20 protein-coding genes are annotated in these 26002 nt (G+C 44.6%); 15 read left to right on the forward strand and 5 right to left on the reverse strand.

Annotated elements, in window-relative coordinates; genetic code table 11:
• Positions 1–17: 17 nt before the first annotated feature.
• On the forward strand, positions 18–869 hold the full coding sequence (gene nadC / locus FO447_RS03035) for a carboxylating nicotinate-nucleotide diphosphorylase (RefSeq protein ID WP_006846832.1): 852 nt from the start codon (positions 18–20) through the stop codon (positions 867–869).
• A 117-nt stretch (positions 870–986) separates the two neighbouring features.
• On the forward strand, positions 987–2621 hold the full coding sequence (locus FO447_RS03040) for a dipeptidase (RefSeq protein ID WP_437182698.1): 1635 nt from the start codon (positions 987–989) through the stop codon (positions 2619–2621).
• 128 nt (positions 2622–2749) lie between these two features.
• Here FO447_RS03040 and FO447_RS03045 read toward each other — a convergent pair whose 3' ends face one another.
• The 4 genes from FO447_RS03045 to FO447_RS03060 all read right to left on the reverse strand — a co-directional run bounded on the left by FO447_RS03045 (position 2750) and on the right by FO447_RS03060 (position 7476).
• Entirely contained in the window at positions 2750–3310 is a 561-nt protein-coding gene (locus FO447_RS03045; protein WP_117586627.1) for an NADH peroxidase, read from the reverse strand.
• A 44-nt stretch (positions 3311–3354) separates the two neighbouring features.
• Entirely contained in the window at positions 3355–3804 is a 450-nt protein-coding gene (locus FO447_RS03050) for a Fur family transcriptional regulator (protein WP_117586626.1), read from the reverse strand.
• Positions 3805–4075: 271 nt separating this feature from the next.
• The gene (locus tag FO447_RS03055) at positions 4076–4675 is read right to left on the reverse strand and encodes a LolA-like putative outer membrane lipoprotein chaperone (protein ID WP_200757574.1); all 600 of its coding nucleotides are present in this window, start codon (positions 4673–4675) and stop codon (positions 4076–4078) included.
• 173 nt (positions 4676–4848) lie between these two features.
• A complete protein-coding gene (locus tag FO447_RS03060; RefSeq protein WP_118080496.1) occupies positions 4849–7476 on the reverse strand; it encodes an FtsK/SpoIIIE family DNA translocase in 2628 nt (875 codons plus the stop codon).
• A gap of 110 nt (positions 7477–7586) precedes the next feature.
• Between FO447_RS03060 and FO447_RS03065 the strand changes: the two genes are divergently transcribed.
• The 13 genes from FO447_RS03065 to FO447_RS03125 all read left to right on the forward strand — a co-directional run bounded on the left by FO447_RS03065 (position 7587) and on the right by FO447_RS03125 (position 23788).
• On the forward strand, positions 7587–8207 hold the full coding sequence (locus tag FO447_RS03065; RefSeq protein WP_117726944.1) for a 3'-5' exonuclease: 621 nt from the start codon (positions 7587–7589) through the stop codon (positions 8205–8207).
• A gap of 54 nt (positions 8208–8261) precedes the next feature.
• Positions 8262–9443 carry a class I SAM-dependent rRNA methyltransferase gene (locus FO447_RS03070; RefSeq protein WP_022120962.1) on the forward strand — a complete coding sequence of 394 codons (1182 nt, stop codon included), beginning with the start codon at positions 8262–8264 and terminating at the stop codon, positions 9441–9443.
• Between the two features lie 21 nt (positions 9444–9464).
• Entirely contained in the window at positions 9465–10376 is a 912-nt protein-coding gene (locus FO447_RS03075; protein ID WP_117727022.1) for an ABC transporter substrate-binding protein, read from the forward strand.
• Positions 10377–10383: 7 nt separating this feature from the next.
• The gene (locus FO447_RS03080; protein ID WP_200757575.1) at positions 10384–12855 is read left to right on the forward strand and encodes a hypothetical protein; all 2472 of its coding nucleotides are present in this window, start codon (positions 10384–10386) and stop codon (positions 12853–12855) included.
• Between the two features lie 2 nt (positions 12856–12857).
• Positions 12858–14357: a replicative DNA helicase gene (gene dnaB, locus FO447_RS03085; RefSeq protein ID WP_117693067.1), complete on the forward strand. Its 1500-nt coding sequence runs from the start codon at positions 12858–12860 to the stop codon at positions 14355–14357.
• Positions 14358–14813: 456 nt separating this feature from the next.
• Positions 14814–16316 (forward strand): 2-isopropylmalate synthase, encoded by a 1503-nt coding sequence (locus FO447_RS03090; RefSeq protein WP_200757576.1) that lies wholly within the window; start codon positions 14814–14816, stop codon positions 16314–16316.
• Positions 16317–16341: 25 nt separating this feature from the next.
• A complete protein-coding gene (gene leuC, locus FO447_RS03095; RefSeq protein ID WP_117693069.1) occupies positions 16342–17736 on the forward strand; it encodes a 3-isopropylmalate dehydratase large subunit in 1395 nt (464 codons plus the stop codon).
• A 33-nt stretch (positions 17737–17769) separates the two neighbouring features.
• Positions 17770–18360: a 3-isopropylmalate dehydratase small subunit gene (gene leuD / locus FO447_RS03100; RefSeq protein WP_006846819.1), complete on the forward strand. Its 591-nt coding sequence runs from the start codon at positions 17770–17772 to the stop codon at positions 18358–18360.
• Positions 18361–18362: 2 nt separating this feature from the next.
• Complete coding sequence (locus FO447_RS03105; protein WP_200757577.1) at positions 18363–19961, forward strand: alpha-isopropylmalate synthase regulatory domain-containing protein; 1599 nt, start codon at positions 18363–18365, stop codon at positions 19959–19961.
• A 240-nt stretch (positions 19962–20201) separates the two neighbouring features.
• Complete coding sequence (gene leuB, locus FO447_RS03110; RefSeq protein WP_200757578.1) at positions 20202–21263, forward strand: 3-isopropylmalate dehydrogenase; 1062 nt, start codon at positions 20202–20204, stop codon at positions 21261–21263.
• Between the two features lie 241 nt (positions 21264–21504).
• Entirely contained in the window at positions 21505–22218 is a 714-nt protein-coding gene (locus tag FO447_RS03115) for a tetratricopeptide repeat protein (RefSeq protein WP_228121596.1), read from the forward strand.
• A 48-nt stretch (positions 22219–22266) separates the two neighbouring features.
• Positions 22267–23082 carry a metallophosphoesterase family protein gene (locus FO447_RS03120; RefSeq protein ID WP_234699054.1) on the forward strand — a complete coding sequence of 272 codons (816 nt, stop codon included), beginning with the start codon at positions 22267–22269 and terminating at the stop codon, positions 23080–23082.
• Positions 23063–23788 (forward strand): hypothetical protein, encoded by a 726-nt coding sequence (locus tag FO447_RS03125; protein ID WP_200757579.1) that lies wholly within the window; start codon positions 23063–23065, stop codon positions 23786–23788. Before FO447_RS03120 ends, FO447_RS03125 begins: the two co-directional genes overlap by 20 nt.
• On the opposite strand, the gene FO447_RS03130 is transcribed toward FO447_RS03125, so the two are convergent.
• Positions 23785–24948, reverse strand: coding sequence for a DegT/DnrJ/EryC1/StrS family aminotransferase (locus FO447_RS03130; RefSeq protein ID WP_200757581.1), 1164 nt, complete (start codon positions 24946–24948; stop codon positions 23785–23787). The genes FO447_RS03125 and FO447_RS03130 overlap by 4 nt on opposite strands.
• Positions 24949–26002 lie beyond the last annotated feature (1054 nt).

The raw sequence follows: 26002 nt of genomic DNA on the forward strand, positions 1-26002 counted from the left end.
ACATAAACATTAATAATATGTTAAGCGTAGATCAATTAGAAGACAAGTTGATAGACTTGGCATTTGCTGAGGATATCGGTGATGGCGACCACACAACTTTGTGTTGTATCCCAGAAGACGCCATGGGTAAGAGCCACTTGCTTATCAAGGAAGATGGCGTGTTGGCAGGTGTTGAAATGGCAAAGAAGGTATTTGCCCGTTTCGATCCTACCATGAAGGTAGAAGTGTTGCTTCAGGATGGAACCCATGTTAAGAAGGGTGACATTGCAATGATTGTAGAGGGCAAGACCCGTTCTTTGCTCCAGACAGAGCGCTTGATGCTCAATATCATGCAGCGTATGAGTGGCATTGCTACCATGACTGCTAAGTATGTAAAGCGTCTTGAGGGTACCAAGACTCATATCCTTGATACCCGTAAGACAACTCCAGGTCTTCGCATGTTGGAGAAGCAGGCTGTTAAGATTGGTGGTGGTATGAACCATCGCATTGGTCTTTTTGATATGATTCTCTTGAAAGATAACCATATCGATTTCGCCGGTGGCATCGACAATGCCATCGACCGTTGCCATGCTTATCTGAAGGAGAAGGGCCTCGACCTGAAGATTGAAATCGAGGTTCGCAGTTTCGATGAACTTGACCAGGTATTGAAACATGGTGGTGTAAATCGTATCATGCTAGATAACTTCTCTGTGCCTGATACTAAGAAGGCTGTAGACATCATCGCAGGTAAGTATGAGACTGAGTCTTCTGGCGGTATCACTTACGATACCATCCGCGATTATGCAGAGCAGGGAGTTGATTTCATCTCTGTTGGTGCCTTGACACATAGTGTGAAGGGCTTGGATATGAGTTTCAAGGCTTGCGAATAAGTAAAGAATGAAGAGGGAAGAGTGAAGAATTCAAATGCTCTTCTCTTTTTGTATATATAAACTTTGTATATATAAATTAAGGTATATTTTATGAATAAGATTTTTGCTTCAGCCATAATGGCTGTGGCTATGTTGGGCAGTGTCTCTGAGGCTGAGGCATGTACCAACTTTATAGTAGGAAAAAAAGCATCGGTTGATGGATCTGTGATGTGTTCATATAGTGCCGATGACTATGGTATGTTCCAAAATCTCTGTCATTTTCCTGCCGGTAAGCATGCTAAGGGCGAGATGCGTAAGATTTGCGATTGGGATACCAATAAATATCATGGTGAGATTCCGGAGGCTGCCGAGACTTATAATGTGATTGGCAATATCAATGAATGGCAGGTCACCATCGGTGAAACTACTTATGGTGGACGTGAGGAGATGGCTGATTCTACAGGTATCATGGACTATGGTTCACTCATCTATGTAGCTCTGCAGCGTAGTAAGACTGCCCGTGAGGCTATCAAGGTGATGACCACCCTCGCCAATACCTATGGTTATAATTCAGAAGGCGAGACCTTTACCATCTGTGATCCGAACGAAGCTTGGATTATGGAGATGATGGGCAAGGGACCAGGCTCAAAGGGCGTGGTTTGGGTAGCTCTCCGTATTCCTGATAATGCAGTTTGTGCACATGCTAACCAGAGTCGTATCGGCAAGTTCAATATGAAGGATAAGAAAAACGTGATGTATGCCAAGGATGTCGTTTCTTTTGCTCGCAGTAAGGGTTGGTATCAGGGCAAGGATGCTGATTTCTCATGGAAAATGGCATATGCTAAGCCTGATTTCTCAGGACGTCGTTTCTGCGATGCTCGTGCTTGGGCTCTCTTGAATCATTTCTATGATATGAGTCCTTATCTTGATTGGGCTTTGGGTAAGGATTCTAATGCGAAGGATATGCCTCTCTGGGTGGTTCCAAACAAGAAGGTGAGTGTTGCTGATGTTGAGGCTTGCATGCGTGACCATTATGAGGGTACACCTCTTTCTGTTGCTGATGGCACTGATATCGGAGGTGGTATCTGGCAGATGCCTTACAGGCCAACTCCATTGATGTTTAAGGTGGATGGAAAGCAGTGCTTCAACGAACGACCGGTCAGCACCCAGCAGAGTGGTTTTGTTTTTGTTAGCCAGATGCGTTCATGGATGCCTAGAGAGATTGGCGGTGTTCTTTGGTTTGGTAATGATGATGCCAATATGGTAGCGTTCACACCAATCTACTGTTCTTCTACAGTTCGTCCTGAGTGTTATAACACACCGGGAGCAGATGCAGTGAATTTCAGTTTCAAGAATGCTTACTGGGTGTGCAATATGACCAGCAATATGGTTTATCCTCGTTACAGCCAGATGTTCCCAACTTTGAAGGAGGTTCGTGATAGTCTGGATAACAGCTATTTTGCTGCACAGCCAGGTGTTGAGGCTAAGGCTCAGGAACTGTATGCACAGGATCCACAGGCTGCTGTCAAGTATCTCAATAATTATGGTATTGAGAAGGCACAGCAGATGTTGGCGCGTTGGCAACAGCTCTTCCAGTTTATGGTAGTGAAGTATAATGACATGATTATCAAGCCAACCAAAAAAGATGGCAGTTTCGAGAAGACTCCTTATGGATTAGGTGCAACCCCAGTTCGTCCTGGGTATCCTGAGAAATATGCCAAGGAACTTATTAAGCAAACAGGAGACAAGTTCCTGGTTCCTGAAACAAAGTAACAATATTTATCATCACATAAAGAAAGCCGATTCAAGTATATTACTATACAAGAATCGGCTTTCCTGTTTTCTTGACTTACAATACTAAATAGTATTATAATTTTTAAAGTTACGTCTTTTAAAATCTATTACTTGAAGTATCTCTTGTAGAGACCTGCAAAACCTGCACAGTGGCGGGCTTCATCCTTAGCCATCTCATGAACGGTATCGTGGATAGCATCTGAACCCTGCTCCTTAGCAAGCTTGGCAATGCGGAACTTATCCTCACAAGCACCCTTCTCTGCTGCAATACGAGCCTCGAGATTGCTCTTGGTATCACCCAAAACCTCACCGAGAAGTTCTGCAAAACGAGAAGCGTGATCAGCCTCCTCATAGGCATAACGTTTGTAAGCCTCTGCAATTTCAGGATAGCCTTCACGATCTGCCTGGCGTGCCATAGCAAGATACATACCTACCTCGCCACACTCACCATTGAAATGGTCCTTCAAACCCTTGATAACGTCTTCATTAACGCTATCCTTAAATGCCTGACCGAGAACGTGAACGGTAGCAAATGTCATATCGTCATCTACTGCATCTTCCATCTCTTTGAACTTGCTGGCTGGAGCCTTGCAGATAGGGCACTTCTCAGGTGCTTCTGTACCTTCGTAAATGTAACCGCAAACGGTGCAAATAAACTTTTTCTTCATAATGCTTTTGTTTTAAAGTTGTTGTATAATTATTGTCTTTTGAATTAATGAACAGTCTCTGTGAGAGGTGACTTTACGCCTTTTTTAGCGCATTCTGTACAGATTCCTCTGTAGTAGAGCTGTTCTTCCAATACGATGTTTCCTTCAATTTCCTTTCCTGGTTCCACTGTTGGAGCAGGTTCGCCGAAAAAGTCAATTACCTTGCCACAATTTCTGCAATAGAAGTGAACGTGGCTTTTAATATTTCCATCATAACACACGCGATGTTCATCGATTGTGATCATTTGAGCCGCATTGTGCTCACTCAACATTCTGAGTGTATTGTAAACGGTTGTCTTGCTCAATGTTGGGATACTTTCAGCTAATCCTTTGTACACATCCTCGATAGTTGGATGAGTGGGATGATTAATAAGCCAATCCATGATGGCAATACGCTGGAGTGATGGTCGGATACCTTTCTCCACGAGTCTTTGATAGGCTTCTGTCTGCTTCATAATTACTTGTTGTTATAATTTGTTGCTGCAAAGATAAGCAATTCTTTTGTATCCGCCAAATATTTTTGCAAAAATTCCAAAGTATTTTGAATATTTTACAATTGCATAGTTGTTTTAAGATTTGTTGTGCAAAAAGGTAGATCCTATGATTCGCTTTTGGAAATTATTGATACTAAAACCCTTTTGGAAAAAGTAATTCCCCGTCACGCTACCGGAGGGTTGTGGCGGGGAATCTTATTTGAAAATAAACTTTATACGATATTTCAGACGATTATCTCAGGTCGATGACTTCAGCTCCTGGACATTCCTTGCTGTTGAAATTGAATGTGCTGTTAGAAACGCTCTTGGCTCTGAAGTTACTTACCGTAATGGTACTCCAGGTATTGCCCTGTCGCATCTTGACAACTGATGGAATATGTGTCTTTTTGTTGATGGTGATATACATTTCGGCTACAGAACGTTTCTGGTTATTGGCAACGAGATGTACTACATAGTTACTGCCTGCTGTCTTGAGCGTTGACTTATAACCAGTCTTATATATATTAATAAAGGTATAAGGGTTCATGGACATCTGCTGAGCCTGTGTAGGGTTGCTGACATTCACCTCGTTGGTTTTCTTTAGATAAGTCCACTGGGTCTTGCCGTTGAACCAGACGATGGCTTGCGGGGTACGGGCGTTAAACTTGTTGCCTTTGATGGCAATACTGCCGCTTGCTGATCCATACTTAGAGCTGCTCATCTTGAAGTTGGCGCTAGCTCCACCTTTGTTGCCAATAACGGCAGCGGTCTTATCAAGTACCTGTTGCGCAGTCTGCGCCATGGCTCCGATGCTCATCATTGCAACGAAAGTCAATGCTAAAATCTTTTTCATTTTTATCTTTTCCTTTCTTTTAAAATTCTATGTTATATCTTCTAAAATTTCATACTCTATCATAAAGCCGTAAAAACGTCTTTTCTCTCTTAGACGTTTTCACGGCTTCAGGGTTTAATAATTTAACCTTTTCCAATATTATCTTCTTTCATACCCTTAGTTATTTACTAAAATTAAGAGTTTCGAAGTGCCATTAACAGATTATTAAGCTGGTTTTCATCCTGTATCAGTACCTCACGAGGCTTGCTGCCCTGTGCTGCACCTACGATGCCTGCAGCTTCCATCTGGTCCATTAATCGTCCTGCACGGTTATAGCCGATACTGAACCGGCGCTGGATCATGCTGGTAGAACCCTGCTGTGAAAGAACAATCGCATGGGCTGCCTCTTCGAAGAACGGATCCAGTTCGCGGGCACTGATGCTGCCGCTTCCACCTGCGCTTCCTTCATCATTAGCTGGTTCTGGCAACTCCATAGGTTCGATAGGGCCAGGCTGTTCGCAGATATACTCGTTGATGCGCTCGATTTCAGGTGTATCAACAAAGGCACACTGTACACGTACAGGTTCGTTGCCGCAGAGATAGAGCATATCACCACGACCAATCAGCTGGTTGGCTCCTGTACGGTCAAGAATGGTCTTTGAGTCGATGGCAGATGTAACCTTAAAGGCGATACGGCCAGGGAAGTTAGCCTTGATATTACCCGTGATGATGCTGGTTGTAGGACGCTGGGTGGCAATAATCATGTGGATACCCACGGCACGTGCCAGCTGGGCGATACGGGCAATAGGAAGTTCTACTTCTTTGCCGGCTGTCATGATCAGATCACCGAACTCATCTATAATCACCACGATGTATGGCATATACTCATGTCCATCTGTCAACTTCAACTTGTGGTTGATATACTTCTGGTTGTATTCTTTGATGTTGCGTGCTCCTGCCTTTTTGAGCAAGTCGTAACGGCTATCCATCAGTACACACAGACTGTTCAGGGTTCTAACCACCTTGGTTACGTCGGTTATGATAGGTTCTTCCTCATCAGGAACCGCAGCCATAAACTTATTGGCAATACGGGAGTAGACGCTAAACTCCACCTTCTTAGGGTCGATGAGAACCAGTTTGAGTTCGTTTGGATGTTTCTTGTATAATAAAGAGGTGATGATGGCATTCAAACCTACAGATTTACCCTGTCCGGTAGCACCCGCAACAAGCAGGTGAGGAATCTTTGCCAAATCAACCATAAACACTTCGTTGGTAATGGTCTTACCCAAAGCGATAGGTAACTCCATCTTGGTTTCCTGGAATTTCTTTGAGTTTAAAGTACTTTCCATACTAACGATGTTCGCCTTTGCGTTAGGTACCTCAATACCGATGGTTCCCTTACCTGGGATAGGAGCGATGATACGGATGCCGAGAGCTGCCAGACTCAAGGCGATGTCATCTTCCAGATTCTTGATCTTAGAGATACGTACGCCTTCTGCAGGCTGGATTTCGTAGAGTGTGATGGTAGGACCAACCGTAGCACGGATGGTTTTGATCTGTACGCCAAAGTTGCCCAGCACCTCGATGATGCGGTTTTTGTTGGCGCGCTGCTCTTCCTCATCGATGGATACGCCGTCATCCTCATACTTCTTCAGAAGGTTGAGTACCGGATATTTATATCTGGTGAACGGCTCCTTCGGATTGATCGGAGTATTCAGTACTTCTGCATTGCTCAAGGTGTTGCCTGTAGCCTTCTCGTCGGCTGTGGCTACAGAGATGTCCATACCTATATGCTCAGAAGCTGCAGCAGCCTCGGCAGCTTGCTTTTCCAATGCTTCCTGTTCAGCCCGTTTTGTACGGAGTTCGCGCTGACGTGCAATGAATGACATATTCTCGTTCTGCGTGCCGTTGGCTATAGCGATGGTTTCATCTTTGTCTGTATCACCTTCTGTTCCTGTAGCTTCCTGTCCGTCTGCCTCTGACTCAACAGACGTAGAAGGTGTGTCCGGGTTTGCGAAAGTCTGGTCCGGATCCAGATTCAGGTCGATGACTTTGGCAGGTTCTTCTTCCTTATATTCTTCTTTCTCATCCTCTGTGCCAGGACCATATGCTGCGTTGGCGTATACCTCGTCGATAGCTTCCGTATCTTTCCTGTTCTTTCCATGGTTAGTAATCTCAAATTTCACCTTATTTGATATATAACCGATAGGGTTGAGTGCTTTTCTGATAACCGTAATAGTTTCAGTGGTGAGATAGGTGAGGAATGCTACCGCCACGAAGAAAAGAATGGCAGTAAGTCCTGGAGGACCCATGATGTTCTCCAGATTCTGCACGACAAAGAGTCCGTGCTTTCCGCCCGGATTGAAGATGAGGCTTGGCATGATAGGTGCGATGAATTTGGCAAAGGTTACCGACATCCATAGTATGATCACAATCATGCAGAAGAACCATTTCCACAGGTTCAGCTTGTAGGCATGCATCATCTGCAATCCCACCATGATGACAAAGAATGGGAGCAAGAAGGCTGGAAATCCGAAATTGATGACAATGAGCCAATAGGATACAATGGCTCCCCAGGATCCGCAGTAGTTCTGAAACTGTTTTTCCGTGTTGGTCCATTCGCCCGGCTTCAGATTTTCGAGCAAACTCTGGTCATTGGCTCCTGTGTTGAGAAAGGAGATCATAGCGATGATGATAACCACAGCAATGACTACCAAGGCTAATCCTATGAAAAAGTCAGTGATAGTATTGTTGAAAATATACTGTAAACCAATAGCTTCGCTAAAGGTTTTGGTCTTTTTTTCAGTTCTTTTTTTAGCCATTTTATATATTTTTGAATAATTTATCTGCAAAATTAGCGAAAATAATTGAGAAAACAATTCTTTTTCTCATCTTTTTTTTCTAATTTTGCAACTTGTAAAGAATAAAAAGCATAATGAAGATTATTTTCACTAGTTTCGACAAGGCGGCAATCACGAATTTGCCAAGAGCTTTGTTTCCTGGCAAAATCGTAGTCGTTGACAAGCCTGAAGATACAGAAGCGGCTGTTAATGACCTACTTAGCCATTATATACTGGGTGTGGATACAGAAACGCGCCCATCATTCAAGCGTGGTCAGGCTTACCATGTTTCGTTGTTGCAGGTGAGTACACATGATACTTGTTATCTCTTCCGCCTGCATCATACGGGCATGACTCCTGCCATCATTCGCTTGCTCGAAGATACCACCGTGCCAAAAGTAGGACTTTCCTGGCACGATGACTTGCTGCAGCTCCATAAGCGAGCTGCTTTTAAGGTTGGCTACTTTATCGAGTTGCAGGATGTTGCTAAGAACTTTGGTATCGCAGACATGAGTCTGCAGAAACTGTATGCTAACCTGTTTCACCAGAAAATCAGCAAGGCGCAACGGTTGAGCAATTGGGAGGCTAGCGATTTGAAGGAATCGCAGGCTCTCTATGCAGCTACAGATGCCTGGTGCTGCATTAATCTGTATGAGGAATTCAAGCGTTTGTCTGCTACAGGCGATTACGAGCTCGATGAACTCAGGGCATGATATAAGGTGGTAAGGAATAGAAATTGATAATCGTAAGAAACTTCATATATAAATATGTATAAAAGCGTATATTTAAAGAAAGGTAAGGAAGAATCGCTCAAGCGTTTTCATCCATGGATCTTCTCGGGTGCTATCCAGGCAATGGATGAGGGCATAGAGGAGGGCGACATTGTGAGAGTGTTTACCCGTAGTGGTGAATTCATTGCTATAGGTCATTATCAGATCGGTTCTATCGCTGTACGTGTTCTTTCTTTTAGAGATATTGAGATTGATGAGGAGTACTGGTGTGCCAGATTGGATTCGGCATATAAGATGAGACTCGCTTTGGGTATTGCCGGTAATTCATCCAATACTACTTATCGCTTGGTTCATGGTGAGGGTGATAACTTGCCGGGACTTGTTATCGACTGCTATGGTCCTACTGCTGTCATGCAGGCTCACAGTGTGGGTATGCATGTTTGCCGCATGGAGATAGCCAAAGCCTTGAAGAAGGTGATGGGCGAAGCACTGGAGAATATCTACTATAAGAGTGAGACAACCTTACCGTATAAGGCTGACCTCAGACAGGAAAATGGCTTTATACTGGGAGGTGATGCTGACGATGTTGCTGTAGAGAATGGACTGAAATTCCATATCGACTGGTTGCGTGGTCAGAAAACGGGTTTCTTCGTAGATCAGCGTGAGAACCGTTCGCTGCTCGAGCATTATGCCAAGGGTAAGAGCGTGCTCAACATGTTCTGCTATACCGGCGGTTTTTCAGTTTATGCGATGAGAGGCGAGGCTAAGGCTGTTCACTCCGTAGACAGCAGTGCCAAGGCGATAGAATTGACCAATGAGAATATTGCGCTCAATTTCCCTGGAGATGCACGCCATGAGGCTATCTGCGAAGATGCCTTCAAGTATCTTGATGAACATGACCAGCAGTATGATCTGATTGTTCTTGATCCTCCTGCTTTTGCCAAGCACCGTGCGGCTTTGCGCAATGCGCTGAAGGGCTATACCCGCCTGAACGTAAAGGGCTTGCAGCGTATTAAGAAGGGCGGCATCCTTTTTACCTTCAGTTGCTCTCAGGTGGTTACGAAGGATCAGTTCCGCAATGCTGTGTTTACTGCTGCAGCGCAGGCTGGAAGAAAGGTTCGCATCTTGCACCAGTTGCACCAGCCTGCCGACCATCCTATCAATATTTATCATCCGGAAGGTGAATATTTGAAGGGATTGGTTCTCTATGTAGAATAACAAATGATTAAAGGATTGATAATGAATAAGTTCAAAACGTTTGCAGCCTTGATGCTCTTGCTGGCTATAGGATTTGCAGGATGTGGCAAGTCGGAAGCAGAACGTCATCGCTTGAGCAAGAAGGAAAAGGCTAGATTGGATAGCCTAGACCGTGCTGCGCTGAAGATAGCGGTGATGCCAACAATGGACTGCCTGCCAATCTTTCTGGCATGTGATGACAGTATATTCCAGCAGCAAGGTGTAGACGTACATTTGCGTAGATATACTGCACAAATGGATTGTGATACTGCTATCGAGCGCAAGCGCGTAGAGGGAGCCGTGACCGATCTGATTCGTGCACATCATATAGAGAAACGGGGTACTGCTTTGACGTACCCTATTTCTACCAATCTTTATTGGCAGTTTATTACCAATAAGCGTTCGCGTATATCCGAACTGAAACAACTGTCAGATAAGATGGTGGCTATGACCCGCTACTCTGCAACAGATTATCTGGCTACTTTAGCAATCGATAGCGGTAAGCCTAAATATGATGCTTATAAGGTTCAAATCAACGATTTGAACATCCGTCTGCGTATGTTGCTTAACAACGAGATGGATGCCATGTTGCTGCCAGAACCTCAAGCTACCAAAGCCCGACTTGAACAGCATGTAAAACTCTTTGACAGCAGAGATAAGAACTTGCAGTTAGGTGTTGTGGCTTTCCGCAAGAAAATACTTTCAGAGCCGCGCCGTAAAGACCAAGTTGCCAAGTTTATCAAGGCGTATAATATTGCTGTTGATAGCATAAACAGTCGTGGGGTACAGCATTATGCAAGTATCATCACAAAATATACGGGTGCCGATGCTAAAACCATCAGTAATCTTCCAAAACTTAAATATGAACACGCTATGGAACCAAGACGTCGTGACCTGGCTGTAGCACAAAAATAAGCGGCTTATGAAAAGAGAAGATTTTAGCTGGACAAAGTTTTCGCATGAAAATGTCACTACTATATCCAGAATTGAAGCTATTCGCAAGATAATTGACCAGGAAGTGGGGCTCGAATCGTGTCAGCCTGAAATTGCGGAAATTGAAAAAAGATATGATGCTTTATATCATGATTATATAGATGGCAAGCTTAAACACCGAGAGCTTTATAATCTTGCTCAAACTTTAGATCTTGATACTGATAAGTTCTTTGGTAAAGTGCGTCACGCTTGGATTTTGGCAAATGAGCCTACGTTTGTTGCACTTAACAAAAGAGCTCAGAATCTGAAAAGTTTTGATGAGGTACAGGAAACCTTTGAGAAATTTGCTACAGATGAAGCTATGCTAAATTTGAAGGTAGACTTGTCTGAAGAACAGATAGACGAGGAAAGACAAAAGATACAAGAGCAGCTTAATGCCTATCGCAATATGGTGTTTTCTTATATTTTGACAACTGAAGACTGGAATGATGATTTTGTCAAGAATATACTTGATATCATCGCTTCCGATTTGGTAGATCCATACACCATCAATATGATAGTTTCGGCTGTTTCATTGTCATGCTCTGTATTCATGGATGCCCCTAGACTTGCAGTCTTGATGCGCTTAATCAAGTCTGACGACTGTACTTGCAGTGTTCGCCAGCGAGCTTTGGTGGGTTTCGTTTTCTGTGCAATAACCAATTCGGGTGAAAAACAGAAATATTGGGATTCTGCTGCTGGCTTGATCATGGATGATGAATTTTTGGCAGCCTGTGTTGATCTCCAACGCCAGATGCGTCTATGTCTTACAAGTAAAAAGGATAGCAAGGAGATGATGCATTCCGTGGTGAAGACCATGTTCACTTCTTTTACTCAGGATTTGGCCGAAAAGATAGACCAAACGGGTGAATTGGGACTTAATTGCTTCTCAGCAGATGGGGGGAATCCTGATGATGCCCTTAAGGGAGCCTTCGACTATATGTTGAATTCAGAAGATATAGGAGTTGATGTCTATTATCATCAGTTTGCCAACCAGAAGAGCTTCGGTCATTTCCATTCACTCTATAATTGGTTTGTTCCTTTCTATGTCCGTAATTCTACGCTCAAGAATGTTCGGGCTACGATGAAACAGCATCGCAATTTCATCAACAATCTCTTGAGAGGCGCCTCTATGTGTGATACCGATCTGTATAGCATCATTCTTTCATTGAATAATACATCTAAGGAATTTATTGAATCATTGGATGTTACCCCGGAAAATATGGTGTCTGGTCCTGTTTTTTATGACGAAGAAGATGAGGTGGAAAAAGAGCAGAATACCGAAGAGCCAGTAGAGGATGAGACTGATTCTACAGAAGCAAAGGATTCTGAAAATGTCACACTGCTTGATTCGGTAATGGAACATGAAGAGAATCTCTCTGAAGAGGAAAAGAAGAAACGTGCAGTTAGGGTTCGTCATCGCTATGTGCAGGACCTCTACCGATTCTATACTCTCTCTCCGATGAGGAAGGCATTTGATAATCCTTTCGAAGTGCAGAAGGAAATTCCTTTCTTTACTACAGGACTGTTTGCTAAACCGGAATATGATAAGTATCGCCTGTCGCTGGCCCGTTTCTCTGCTAAAAGAGGTGACTATGCCTTTGTTAGCAAGATTTTGCGTAATCTGGAAAAATATACCGACGAAGAGCATATGATGCTTGCATTGGCATACAAATCGGAGGAAAAATATGATGAAGCGCTTGAACATCTCTATGTGATTAAGAATACAAGCCCAACTTATAAGGCTGCCACGGAGTTGAAATTAGAAATAGAAGAGGAGATAAAAGACCCGGCGGCTTTAATAACATTGAATTGCTTGATAAAAGAAGAATCAGATGAGAGTAAGCAGTTTAAGCTCAAGCTGAAAAAGACCGATCTCTTATTGAAACTCCATCATTATAAAGAGGCTTTGGAATGGGCTTTCCAGATGGATGAACAGTATCCTAAGGAAGAACAGGTTGAATGCAGACTGGCTTTCTCTTTGCTCTTTTCTGAATCGGAAGGCGATAAAAACATTGACCATGCAATGGCTTTAATAGAACCTTATCTGCAAAATAGTGATGATAATGAGATTAGGGAAATATTGAATTCTGACATGACAGATATGGATAAGGATGATAAGGAACGCATGTTCATGAAAATGTTATCTGCGATGGTGAGCAAAGTTTCCAAGCCACAAGACCACAGATGGGAGTCTATGAAATTTTTCTATTATGGACTCTGCGTTCTCGTGAAAAAGGGAGGATCTGCAGCTATCAGATTTTTGGATGAAGCATCTGGTCATGCAGCTTTTTCCCCTAAGGAAGATATAGATGCATTCGGCCTGCTCGAGATGGGAGATTGGCTCGATAATCGTGGTATTGCGCCTATAGAATTGGAATTTATAACAAAAAAAGTTTTCGAGGAAAGGAAAAAACAATAAAGATGGCGGAGAATAATAAAAATAAGAATAAGGTACAGATAGATCCAACCTATGCCCATTTGCAGCCGCAGGCTGTGAATGTGGAGCAGGCGGTACTGGGTGCCTTGATGATAGATTCTGATGCCTTTTCGGTGGTGTCGGAGTTGCTCAAGCCGGATACTTTTTATGACCCGCGTCATAAGAGAATATATCAGGCTATCCAGGTGATGAACATGGAGGAACGGCCTGTGGATATCATGACTCTTGCCGATCAGTTAGCCAAGACTGGCGAACTGGATAAGGTGGGAGGAGCACAATATCTCATGGATATTTCTGCAGGCATGGCTTCGGCTGCCCATGTAGAGTCGCATGCCCGTATCCTGGCGCAGAAATATATGCAGCGCCAGCTGATTCATTATGCCGGCGACATCGAGACGATGGCGTATGAAGAAGGTGTGGATGTGGATGAACTGATGCAGAAAGCTGAAGGTGAACTCTTCCAGCTTTCGCAGAACAATATGAAGCAGGATTATACACAGATTGATCCGGTTGTAAAGGAGGCCGTTGCCATCTTGCAGCGCGCCGCTCAGAACTCGGGTGGTCTTACCGGTATTCCTACGGGTTATCGTGGGTTGGATGATATAACATCAGGTTGGCAACCGTCCGACCTTGTGATTATCGCCGGTCGTCCTGCCATGGGTAAGACTTCCTTTGCATTGAGTATTGCTAAGAATGTGGCGGTAGATTATGATGTGCCTATCGGATTCTTCTCTCTGGAAATGAATAACGTTCAGTTGGTGAACCGACTCATCTCGAATGTTTGCGAGATTTCGGGTAAAAAAATACTGAACGGACAATTGGAACAGCCAGAATGGGAACGGTTGGATAAAAAACTGAGAAAACTGACAGGTGCACCTATTTATATTGATGATACGCCTGGTCTTTCTGTTTTTGAACTCCGTACCAAGGCGCGCCGACTGGTAAGGGAAAAGGGTGTTAAACTGTTGATGATCGACTATCTCCAGCTGATGAATGCCAATGGTATGAAGTTTGGTAGCCGTCAGGAGGAGGTATCTACCATCTCCCGTTCGCTCAAAGGTATTGCCAAAGAGCTGAATATTCCTGTGCTTGCTCTTTCGCAGCTCTCCCGTAATGTAGAGAACCGTGAGGGATTGGAAGGAAAACGACCTCAGTTGAGTGACCTCCGTGAATCCGGTGCCATAGAGCAGGATGCCGATATGGTGCTTTTCGTTCACCGCCCGGAATATTATCACATCTATCAGGATGAAAAGGGTAATGACCTTCATGGTATGGCACAGATTATCATTGCCAAGCACCGTAAGGGCTCTGTTGGAGATGTTCTCCTGAACTTCCGTGGAGAATTTACCCGATTCCAGGATCCGCAGGATGCTGCAGCAGCACCTGTCGAGGAAGGTGGTGAGATTGTAGGCTCTAGGATGAATGGCGGAGGGCAGGATGGTAGTCCGCTACCACCGCCGCCTGCAGAGAATCTGCCTTTCTAAGGTTAGAGTTTGTCAATTTTTTCACTCAAAAACTGGCTTTTTCGCCAAATTCTAGCACAGAATTAACGTTTTTGGGTGAAAAAACCATAAGGTTATAGGAATTTGTTATCATTTCTATTAAAAAAGTTATAAATTGTTTGCTAGTATCAAATAAAAGTGTTATCTTTGCATGCGAATTTAAGAATATAACATAATAAGATAGATATGAGAACAACATTGTTGAACATTACAAGCATTATTATTCGACTTCGACTGCAGTTTGTGGGCGGAAGTGATAAGGTGTGCGTATAGTTCATCGCATAAGATATTAAAAGCCTTTCTACACTTCCGTCTATGGAGTGGGGAAAGGCTTTTTACTTTATCTGATGCTTCTGCACGGATTGCTATATAAACGTAGTGCGTTCTGAATGTGTAGCTCTTATATATAATAAGGTGTAAATTTAAAATTTTAAAGATATGAGTGACAGATTATACATTTTCGACACGACCCTCCGCGATGGCGAACAGGTTCCGGGATGTCAGTTGAACACAGTTGAGAAGATTCAGGTGGCAAAGCAACTGGAGCAGTTGGGCGTGGATGTAATTGAGGCTGGATTTCCAATATCAAGTCCGGGCGACTTCAATTCAGTGGTAGAAATCTCTAAGGCTGTAACCTGGCCTACTATTTGTGCACTTACCCGTGCCGTAGAAAAAGATATTGATTGTGCTGCTGAGGCTTTGCAGTATGCCAAGCATAAGAGAATCCATACCGGTATCGGTACCAGCGACAGTCATATCAAGTATAAGTTCAATTCTACCCGCGAGGAAATCATCGAACGTGCTGTAGCTGCTGTCAAGTATGCTAAAAAGTATGTTGAGGACGTAGAGTTCTATGCTGAGGATGCAGGCCGTACTGATAATGAGTATCTGGCTCGTGTCGTAGAGGCTGTTGTCAAGGCGGGTGCTACTGTAGTGAACATTCCTGATACTACAGGTTATTGTCTGCCTGATGAATATGGTGACAAAATCAAGTATCTCATGGAGCATGTTGATGGCATTGACAAGGCACGCCTTTCTACCCACTGTCATAACGACCTCGGTATGGCTACTGCCAATACCCTGCAGGGTGTTTTGAATGGTGCACGCCAGGTTGAGGTTACCATCAATGGTATCGGTGAGCGTGCAGGTAATACTTCGCTCGAAGAGATTGCCATGATTCTGAAGTGTCACAAGCATATCAATATTGATACCAACATCAATACCACCAAGATTATTCCTACCTCACGCATGGTGAGCAGTCTGATGAATATGCCTGTTCAGCCAAACAAGGCTATCGTGGGTCGCAATGCATTTGCTCATTCTTCTGGTATCCATCAGGATGGTGTCTTGAAGAATGTTCAGACTTACGAAATCATTGATCCTAAGGAAGTGGGATTGGATGACAATGCTATCGTTCTGACAGCCCGTTCTGGTCGTGCTGCATTGAAGTATCGTCTCCATGTCAATGGTGTAGAGATTAATGATGAGGAGAAGCTCGACAAAATTTACAAGAAGTTCCTCCAACTGGCTGATAAGAAGAAGGAAGTTACCGATGAGGATGTTTTGATGCTTGCCGGTGCTGATTCTGCTGATAAGCATGGTGTTCAGCTCGACTGGTTGCAGGTTACTACAGGTAAGGGCGTGAAGAGCGTGGCAAGTATCGGTCTTGATATTGCAGGTCAGAAGTTTGAGGCTGCATCATCTGGTAACGGTCCGGTAGATGCTGCTATCAATGCTCTCAAGAAGGTCATCACCAAGGAGATGAACCTCAAGGAGTTCACCATCCAGGCTATCGATAAGGGCTCTGATGATGTGGGCAAGGTTCACATGCAGGTGGAATACGATGGTCATGTATATTATGGCTTCGGTGCAGATACCGACATCGTTACGGCTTCTGTTGAGGCTTACATTGATTGTATTAACAAGTTTAAGATTAGATAAACATATATATATAACAAGAGATATTATGAATACATTATTCGACAAGATTTGGGACAAGCACGTTGTCCAGATTGTTCCGGACGGTCCTACACAGCTTTACATCGACCGTCTCTACTGTCACGAAGTAACATCACCTCAGGCATTCGCTGGTATGCGAGCACGCGGACTCAAGATGTTCCGTCCAGACCAGATTTTCTGTATGCCTGACCACAATACACCAACCCATGATCAGGATAAACCAATTGAGGATCCTATCTCAAAGAAGCAGGTAGATACCTTGGCAAAGAACACCGCTGATTTTGGTGTTACTCACTTTGCCATGAACACAAAGGATAATGGTATCATCCACGTAGTAGGTCCAGAGAAGGGTCTTTCTCTTCCTGGTATGACCATCGTCTGTGGCGACTCTCATACTTCTACCCATGGTGCCATGGGTGCCGTAGCTTTCGGTATCGGTACTTCTGAGGTGGAGATGGTGATGGCTTCACAATGTATTCTCCAGAGCAAGCCAAAGTCTATGCGTATCAGCATCAACGGTAAGCTCAGCAAGGGCGTTACTGCCAAGGACGTTGCTCTCTATCTGATGAGCCAGCTCACTACTTCAGGTGCTACCGGTTACTTCGTTGAGTACAGTGGCGATGTAGTGAAGGATATGTCTATGGAAGGTCGTCTTACCCTCTGTAACCTCTCTATCGAGATGGGTGCCCGTGGTGGTTTTGTAGCTCCTGATGAGACAACATTCGAGTACATCAAGGGTCGTGAATATGCACCTAAGGGTGAAGAGTGGGACAAGGCTGTGGCTTACTGGAAGACCTTGAAGAGTGGCGATGATGCAGTCTTCGACAAGGAGTTGACTTTCGACGCCAAGGATATCGAACCACGTATCACCTATGGTACCAACCCAGGTATGGGTATCGGCATTACCGAGAATATCCCAACTCTCGATGAGATTCCTGAGGAAGAGCAGGCTGGTTTCAAGAAGAGCCTCAACTACATGGGTTTCCAGCCAGGCGAGAAACTCGAGGGTCATCCTATCGATTATGTATTCTTGGGCGCATGTACCAATGGTCGTATTGAAGACTTCCGTGCTTTCGCTTCTCTTGTTAAAGGAAAGAAGAAGGCAGATGGTGTAACTGCTTGGCTTGTACCAGGTTCATGGTTGGTTGATAAACAAATACGTGAAGAGGGAATAGATAAGATTGTTGAGGCTGCCGGCTTCGAAATCCGTCAGCCTGGATGCTCTGCCTGCCTGGCAATGAACGATGATAAGATTCCGGCAGGCAAGTACTCTGTAAGTACATCCAACCGTAACTTCGAGGGTCGTCAGGGACCAGGTTCCCGCACCATCCTTGCCAGCCCATACGTAGCAGCAGCTGCCGCTATCACTGGTAAGATTACCGACCCAAGAGAGTTTATGTAATGTTAAGTGTTCAATGTTAAATGTTAAATTGAAATGAAACAGAAATTCAATGTAATTACATCAAGCTGCATTCCTCTTCCTTTGGAGAATGTAGATACAGACCAGATCATCCCAGCCCGTTTCCTCAAGGCTATCGATAAAGAGGGTATGGGCGACAACCTCTTCCGCGACTGGCGCTACAATGCCGACGGAACTCCAAAGCCAGACTTCGTGATGAACGACCCTTCTTACAGTGGCGTCATCCTCGTAGCTGGCAAGAACTTCGGCTCCGGTTCTTCCCGTGAGCACGCTGCCTGGGCTATCGCAGGTGCAGGCTTCCGTGTAGTCATCAGCTCTTTCTTTGCTGATATCCACAAGAACAACGAGTTGAACAACCTCGTATTGCCAGTAGTAGTAAGCGAGGAATTCCTGAAGGAACTCTTCGAGAGCATCGACAAGGATCACAAGACAGAGGTGAAGGTAGATCTTCCTAACCAGACCGTGACCAATCTTGCTACTGGAAAGAGCGAGCACTTCGAAATCAACGGCTACAAGAAACACTGTTTGGAGAATGGTTTGGACGATGTAGACTTCCTCGTTCAGAACCGCGACAAGGTTGAGGCTTGGGAAGCTAAAAACAAGTAATTATGAACGTTAACGCAAAGAGAGATAATTCCCGTATCAAGGAGATTGAGATCATGGACTGCACGCTGCGCGACGGCGAGCAGACCAATGGTGTCAGTTTCCTTCCTCACGAGAAGTTGATGATAGCAAGAATGCTGTTGCACGACATCAATGTAGATCGCATTGAGGTGGCTTCAGCGCGTGTGTCGGAAGGCGAAAAGGATGCTGTCGCTCGCATTTGCCGTTATGCCAAGACCATTGGTAAGCTGGATTCCGTTGAGGTATTGGGATTCGTGGATAACAACAAGAGTGTGGATTGGATTGCCGAATGCGGCGGTCATGTCATCAACCTTTTGGCGAAGGGCAGCTACAAGCATTGCACCCAGCAGCTCAAGATGTCGCCTGAGGAGCATCTCGCTCATATCAAGCAGACCATCGACTATGCCCTGAGCAAGGATTTCACTGTAAATCTCTATCTGGAGGACTGGTCGAGCGGTATGCGCGACAGTCGTGACTATCTTTTCACGATGATGGACGAGCTGGTGAAGTTGCCTATCAAGCGCTTCCTGCTTCCTGATACTTTGGGTATCCTGAACCCATTGCAGTGTGTGGAGTACATGCGCCAGATGGTTCGCCGTTATCCGAACTCTCACTTCGACTTCCATGCCCACAACGACTACGATTTGGCGGTGAGCAACTCGCTGGCTGCCGTATTAAGCGGCGCCAAGGGTCTTCACGTTACCGTGAATGGTTTGGGCGAACGCTGTGGCAATGCACCATTGGCAAGTGTTCAGGTGATTCTGAAGGATATGTTCGAGGCAAAGACCAATATCAAGGAAGACCGTCTGAACGATATTTCCCGATTGGTTGAAGGTTACAGCGGCATTGCCGTGGCTCCGAATACACCGGTAGTAGGAGACAATGTCTTCACCCAGGTGGCTGGTGTGCATGCCGATGGTGACAACAAGGACAAGCTTTATTGCAACAACCTGGTACCTGAGCGTTTCGGCAGACATCGTGAGTATGCGTTAGGTAAGAACTCTGGCAAGGCGAATATCGTGCAGAACCTCAATGAACTGGGATTGGAACTTACGCCTGAGCAGACCAAGGCTGTGACCAAGCGAATCACCGAACTCGGCGACCGCAAGGAGCTGGTAACCCAGGACGACCTGCCATACATCGTGAGTGATGTATTGAAGCATGGAGCTCCAGAGGATAAGGTGAAACTGGTAAGTTACATGGTATCAACCTCATACGGTTTGAAGCCTATCGCCAGTGTAAAGGTAGAAATCGATGGCAAGGAGTATGAAGACCGTAGCTCCGGTGATGGTCAGTATGATGCTTTCGTGAAAGCCCTCCGCAACATCTACAAGGTGAAGCTCGGCAAGACCTTCCCTAAGCTCGACAACTATCAGGTAACCATCCCACCTGGTGGCCGTACCGATGCCCTCGTTCAGACTGTCATCACCTGGCGTGAAGGTGATCGTATCTGGCGCACCCGAGGCTTGGATGCCGACCAGACAGAAGCTGCTATCAAGGCAACGCTGAAAATGATTAATATGTACGAGGCAGATAAGAGCGATGATCAGGCTGTTTCGCCTCGAAATCTGGATATGGAATAATATCTCCGAAGATTACGAAATTATCTCCGAAGGTTACGAAAATATCTCCGAAGGTTATGAAAATATCTCCGAAGGTTACGAAAACATCTCCGAAGGTTTCTATTCAGCAGCACGCCCTGAAGGGGCAGAAGCTCCTAGCCCAGGGTAATACCCTGGGTATAGGGTAGCATTTAGCAATGCGCCCTGTAAGGGCAAAAGCTTTAATCATTCAAAAAATAAACAATTAAAAAATCAAATAAGATGAAATTAAACATTGCAGTTCTCGCCGGTGATGGTATCGGACCAGAGATTATGAAGCAGGGCGTAGCAGTTATGCAGGCCATTGCAGAGAAGTTCAACCACGAGTTTACTTACAACGAGGCTATCTGCGGCGCTCACGCTATCGACGAGGTAGGTAATCCATTCCCAGAGGAGACCTTCAAGACTTGTATGGATGCTGATGCTGTACTCTTCGCAGCCGTTGGTGACCCACGTTTCGACAACAACCCTACAGCCAAGGTTCGTCCTGAGCAGGGCTTGCTCGCTATGCGTAAGAAGTTGGGTCTCTTCGCCAATGTTCGCCCAGTAGCCACATTCGATTGCCTGCTCCACAAGTCACCATTGAAGGATGAACTTCTGAAAGGTGCTGACTTCGTAGTTATCCGCGAGTTGACTGGCGGTATGTACTTCGGTGAGAAGTATCAGGATAACGATAAGGCATACGATACTGATATCTATACCCGTCCTGAGATTGAGCGCATCCTGAAGGTAGCTTTCGAGTTTGCCATGAAGCGCAACAAGCACCTGACAGTAGTAGATAAGGCAAACGTATTGGCATCTTCTCGTCTCTGGCGTCAGATTGCCAAGGAGATGGAGCCACAGTATCCTGAGGTAAACACCGATTATATGTTCATCGACAACGCTTCTATGCGCGTATTGACTGAGCCTACATTCTTCGATGTTATCGTTACAGAGAATACCTTCGGTGATATCCTGACCGATGAGACTTCTTGCATTACCGGTTCTATGGGCTTGCAGCCATCCAGCTCTCTCGGTGAGCACACACCATTGTTCGAGCCTGTTCATGGTTCATGGCCACAGGCAGCTGGCAAGAACTTGGCTAACCCAGTAGCTCAGATTCTTTCTGCAGCCATGTTGTTGGAGCACTTCGGCTTGAACGAGGAGGGTGCCTTGATCCGCAAGGCAGTAGATGCTTCTCTCGATGCCAATGTCCGCACACCTGAAATTCAGGTAGAGGGTGGTGCTCACTATGGCACAACTGAGGTTGGCGCATGGATCGTTAACTGGATTAAGAATGCTTAATCTGTAAATGGATTTTTCGGCGCTTGATGATAAAAGAGGGTGTGTCATAAGTTTAAACAATGGCAGCCGAAGACGGGCTAAGAGCTTCTGCCCTTTCAGGGCGTATGGGAAGTGGCTTATGACACACCTTCTTTTCTTGTTGATTGTCCTGTCTTTCTGAAATTTAGTTCTTTTTGTAAACTCAAATAAGTTTTATAGTTTTTTATTTGGCAGTTTGCAAAAGTCTTCTTAACTTTGCACCATGAAAAGTTTTTATACATTATTATTGGCATCGATGGTTTCTTTATCTGTATCTGCGCAGAACGTAGATGCCGACAAGGCACGTGCTGCTCAGAATAAAGCCTTGCGCGATTCACTCTCCAAGGCTACAGAAGTGCTTGCATATCATCCCGACAGTATCGATCTGCGACTGAAAAAGGCTGCTTGGAATATCCAGTTGGAGCAGTGGCAATATGCCAAGGATGATCTTGATAAGGTACTCTTTCTGAACAATACCAATATCGCCGGTTTGTTCTATCGTGCCTTTGTCAATGAGAAGTTGCTCCGTTATAACTTTGCACGTCTCGATTATCAGAATCTTCTGGTACTTGTTCCTGGCAACTTCCAGGCGCAACTCGGTCTGGCATTGCTCAATGAGAAAGATAAGCATTATACCGAGGCTTACGATGGCATTAACAGTCTGATAGAGCAATACCCTGACAGTGCGATGGCTTATGCTGCAAGAGGTGGCATGGAGAAGGAGAGGGGTATGCTTGAGCTGGCAGAGTTTGATTACGCCAAGGCGATGGAGTTGGATGCCGGTAATGAGGATTTTGCTTTCAATCATGTAGACATCCTGATTCTGCTTGGAAGAAAGGATGAAGCCTATCGTGATTTGAAGAAACTGCTCGATGCCGGTTGTCAGCCAGGCAGGTTGCAAGGTTTCTATGCAAGGTTGAAAAAGAAGAAAAAGTAGTATTTAAGAGTTATAAAAAAAGAGTTTTTAAAGATAAATAAGACAAGAATGCATAAAATTATTCCCTATATCCTGGCAGCCTGTTGCCTCTGTATGGTGGCATCCTGCGATACCGTCTTCGATGTTCATCCGTATGATGTGCAAATCGACGGCGATAGAAATCTGAATGTTACCAATATTCAGAAGATTGAGGCTGCAGTAAAGTCGAAAGATACAATCCGTTTTGCTATGATCAGCGATTCACACCAGTGGTTGGATGATTTGAAGAGTGAGGTTAATGATATCAATCGCCGCAGTGATTCCCTCGATTTCGTGATTCATTGTGGAGACCTTACCGACTTTGGTGCTACCCGTGAGTTTCAGTGGACCCGTGACCATCTTCAGAAGTTGAAGATACCTTTCGTGGCTCTGCTGGGTAATCATGACTGTTTGGGAACAGGTAACCAGGCTTATGAGAAAATCTTTGGTAATCCGGATTTCAGTTTCATCGCCGGTAAGGTAAAGTTTGTCTGTCTCAATACCAATGCCATAGAGTTTGACTATTCCCGCCCTGTACCTAATTTCGATTTCATGGAAGAGCAGGTTAAGGCAGATGCAGATGACTTTTCGCGTACCATTGTCTGTATGCATGCTGCCCCTTATTCAGAGCAGTTTAATAATAATGTGGCTAAGGTCTTCAATTTTTATACGCATCAGTTCCCAGGTTTGATGTGCTGCCTTTACGGTCATGGTCATCATACCGAGCAAAATGACATTTATGGCGATGGCATCATCTATTATCAGGTGGCCAATGCCGCTAAGCATCAATACTATATATTCACCATTACTCCAAAAGGTTATCGTTATGAAATTATTGAGTTTTAAGCATATATTCATTCTGGGAGCTTTGCTTGCTGCAGGTTCTGTACAGGCTCATGCAGCCGATGGGGTTACCGGGAAAAGTGAGGAGTTGGAACTGACGGATAGTATCGTTCATGATACTCTGGTGTTGGCGGATGGCAAACTGACCCGATATGACCGCCGCGTCATGCGCTACCGTAAGCATTGGAATTTGCTGATACCTACTAGTGGTATCATTCAGACCTGTGGCAATATGGGTATCATTTCGCTGGGTATCGGATGGGAATATGGTAAGCGCCGCCAGTGGGAAACGCAGCTCTTGTTTGGCTACATCCCGAAGTTCAGTTCTGACGATGAGAAGTTAACCATGACGCTCAAGGAAAATTTCATTCCTTGGCGTCGCAATATCGGTAAGGGCTGGTGGTTTGAACCGCTGGAGTGCAGCCTGTATTTCAATACGGTGTTCGGACATGATTTCTGGACAAAGCAGCCTACCAAGTATGAAAGCGGCTACTATCCGTTCTCTACCAGAGTCCGTCCTAATATCGCCTTGGGTGAACGTTTTAAGTATGATATTCCGCACAATAAACGTAAGCGTATCAAGAGTATTACGTTCTTCTATGAGTTGGGTACAACGGATATCTACTTTATGCGTTTCTACCGTAACGGCAATGCCGGTTTCTGGGATGTCTTCGGCCTCTCTATCGGTGCCAAAGTGCAGTACCTTTAAACCAAGAACTGGTTGATGAGTTTGCTTACTCTGATGATATCTTCATCGTTGAGCGATGAGTTGCAAGGCAGACTCAGTTCTTCGTCAGCTATTCTCTTGGCTACCGGAAATTCCAGATGATTCATTTCCGGATAGCATGGCTGCAGATAGGGTGGGCGGAAGTAATGAATCTTTGTGCCGACCCCATTCTCAGCCAGGAAAGCTTTCAGTTGGTCTCGCTTCGGGGTAAGGAAAGGGAAGACGTGGAAAACATTTTCATGAGCAGGGGAGATGAGTTTCGCAGCGATGCATCTGTCCTTGATGCTGTCATCCAGATGCTCCAGGTATAGCTGTACCTGTCTGTGTCTTGCTTTCTGTTCGTTTTCAGGATATTGCAGTTTCACATACAGTACCGCAGCCTGAATCTCATCCATGCGCGAGTTGACGCCCTGATATCTGAAGATGCCGTCTTCTATCTTTCCATATTCGTGTAGTGACATGATGGCTTCCGCCAATTCCCTGTTATTGGTAGTTACAGCTCCCGCATCTCCCAATGCTCCCAGATTCTTGCTAGGATAAAAACTGTGGGCGGCAGCATCCGAAAGATTTCCGGTATATCTTCTTTTCGATGGTTTTTCAGAAGAATCAGATAGAGTAGTGGAGCATCCGAATCCCTGCGCATTGTCTTCGAAAAGCAAGAGATGATGTTTCTTGCAGATTTCTGCAATCTTCGGAGTCCATGCCAGTTTGCCATAGAGATGAACAATCATGATGGCTTTGGTCTTCGGTGTGATTCGGGCTTCTATCAGTCGGTCATCTATCTGTAATGTATCGATATTGGCATCCACCAATACAGGTGTCAGTCCTACGCTGCTGATGGCAAGTACGGTAGCGAAATAAGTGTTGGCAGGCACGATCACCTCATCATCTTTCTGCAACTTTCCGATAGCCAGTTCGCCCATCAGCATCAGTTTGAGCGCATCCGTCCCATTAGCGCAGCTGATGCAGTATTCAGTACCGATAAACTGTGCATACGATTTCTCAAACTTCTTTACGGCTTCGCCTTGCAGATACCATCCGCTGTTGACCACCTTGTTGATAGCATCCTTTATCTCCTTCTCGTATGGCTTATTGATAGCCTTCAGGTCGAGATAAGGTATCTTCTTTATTTCTGTTTCCATTATTTCTTATGTGATGATTTATACCAAGTGATAAAACTTGTTTCTATAAATAAAAACGGATGTTTTCTGGTTTTTATTATATGTGGAGGTATAAAAAAGACAAGAGCAGCTATCTTCTCAGACAACTGCTCTACATTCAATAGGTATTAGTTTTCTTTAAGGTAAAAAGATTGTATTCAGGATAACGTTTGCAAAGGTACTAAAAAAAAATGAAACAAAAAAATAAAATGGCAACAAAATTACCATCAACTTAAAAAAAAGTTCTAAAAACCATTACGGAGTCTTTTCTATTTGTACGGGAAAACAGATTCTTATATAAATATTGCCAAATAAAAAGCTGTGAAATGGAAAAACTGTCACGAAACAGTCTTTTTCCCTTTCACAGCGTTCGATGTCTAAAATATTTTGATTTGTACGGTTGAAATTACCCAACTGAGCCCTTTGGCCTGTTTCAACCATACAGTTCGCACCAATTTCTTCTGTAACTTTCGAGAATTGGATATATTTTTCAGCCTTTTATCGTTTAAAAGAATCTAAAAATCAATAATTGTAGTTTACGAGTTCCCACTGTGGGAACTCTCATTTATTTTATTTTTTGTATCTTTGCACCGTGTGACACAGATTAGAACCTTATTACCTACTTTAGAGACGCCTCGACAAAAACAGTAATGTACGGATCTCTACTTCCGAAAGCCAACGGAGGCGGAGACAGGAGAGTTTATGCCCATAGCAAGAGAGCTATACAGCGCATTCTCAGCTCAGTGTTCACGGTGACACGGTGACAGGGTGACACGAGTTTTTCAACATTTCGCCTCGCACGCGGGCAGGCAGGAAAAATCAGGCCGAAAGTTCCTGCCTGCCCGCGCGAGAGTAAATCTTCAGAATTCCCTGTCACCTCTGTCACCCGTCACCCAGAAGTAGGTTACTTACGATGCGAAAGTCAGTTACTTACGATACGAAAGTCAGTTACTTGCGATGCGAAAGTTAGTTACTTACGCCCCGTAATCCACTGGCTTACGACGCGAATTACAAGTGTTAACTCCTTTAAGATCAA

Source organism: Segatella copri, assembly GCF_015074785.1.
In the GTDB taxonomy this organism is placed as follows: Bacteria; Bacteroidota; Bacteroidia; order Bacteroidales; family Bacteroidaceae; genus Prevotella.

Coding starts and splice junctions, on each gene's coding strand:
- FO447_RS03090 (WP_200757576.1), top strand. CDS start 14,814: ATGAGTGACAGATTATACATTTTCGACACGACCCTCCGCGATGGCGAA.
- FO447_RS03120 (WP_234699054.1), top strand. CDS start 22,267: ATGCATAAAATTATTCCCTATATCCTGGCAGCCTGTTGCCTCTGTATG.
- FO447_RS03080 (WP_200757575.1), top strand. CDS start 10,384: ATGAAAAGAGAAGATTTTAGCTGGACAAAGTTTTCGCATGAAAATGTC.
- leuC (WP_117693069.1), top strand. CDS start 16,342: ATGAATACATTATTCGACAAGATTTGGGACAAGCACGTTGTCCAGATT.
- FO447_RS03050 (WP_117586626.1), bottom strand. CDS start 3,804: ATGAAGCAGACAGAAGCCTATCAAAGACTCGTGGAGAAAGGTATCCGA.
- dnaB (WP_117693067.1), top strand. CDS start 12,858: ATGGCGGAGAATAATAAAAATAAGAATAAGGTACAGATAGATCCAACC.
- FO447_RS03040 (WP_437182698.1), top strand. CDS start 987: ATGGCTGTGGCTATGTTGGGCAGTGTCTCTGAGGCTGAGGCATGTACC.
- FO447_RS03130 (WP_200757581.1), bottom strand. CDS start 24,948: ATGGAAACAGAAATAAAGAAGATACCTTATCTCGACCTGAAGGCTATC.
- FO447_RS03125 (WP_200757579.1), top strand. CDS start 23,063: ATGAAATTATTGAGTTTTAAGCATATATTCATTCTGGGAGCTTTGCTT.
- FO447_RS03105 (WP_200757577.1), top strand. CDS start 18,363: ATGAACGTTAACGCAAAGAGAGATAATTCCCGTATCAAGGAGATTGAG.
- leuB (WP_200757578.1), top strand. CDS start 20,202: ATGAAATTAAACATTGCAGTTCTCGCCGGTGATGGTATCGGACCAGAG.
- FO447_RS03055 (WP_200757574.1), bottom strand. CDS start 4,675: ATGAAAAAGATTTTAGCATTGACTTTCGTTGCAATGATGAGCATCGGA.
- FO447_RS03070 (WP_022120962.1), top strand. CDS start 8,262: ATGTATAAAAGCGTATATTTAAAGAAAGGTAAGGAAGAATCGCTCAAG.
- FO447_RS03045 (WP_117586627.1), bottom strand. CDS start 3,310: ATGAAGAAAAAGTTTATTTGCACCGTTTGCGGTTACATTTACGAAGGT.
- nadC (WP_006846832.1), top strand. CDS start 18: ATGTTAAGCGTAGATCAATTAGAAGACAAGTTGATAGACTTGGCATTT.
- FO447_RS03060 (WP_118080496.1), bottom strand. CDS start 7,476: ATGGCTAAAAAAAGAACTGAAAAAAAGACCAAAACCTTTAGCGAAGCT.
- FO447_RS03115 (WP_228121596.1), top strand. CDS start 21,505: ATGAAAAGTTTTTATACATTATTATTGGCATCGATGGTTTCTTTATCT.
- leuD (WP_006846819.1), top strand. CDS start 17,770: ATGAAACAGAAATTCAATGTAATTACATCAAGCTGCATTCCTCTTCCT.
- FO447_RS03075 (WP_117727022.1), top strand. CDS start 9,465: ATGAATAAGTTCAAAACGTTTGCAGCCTTGATGCTCTTGCTGGCTATA.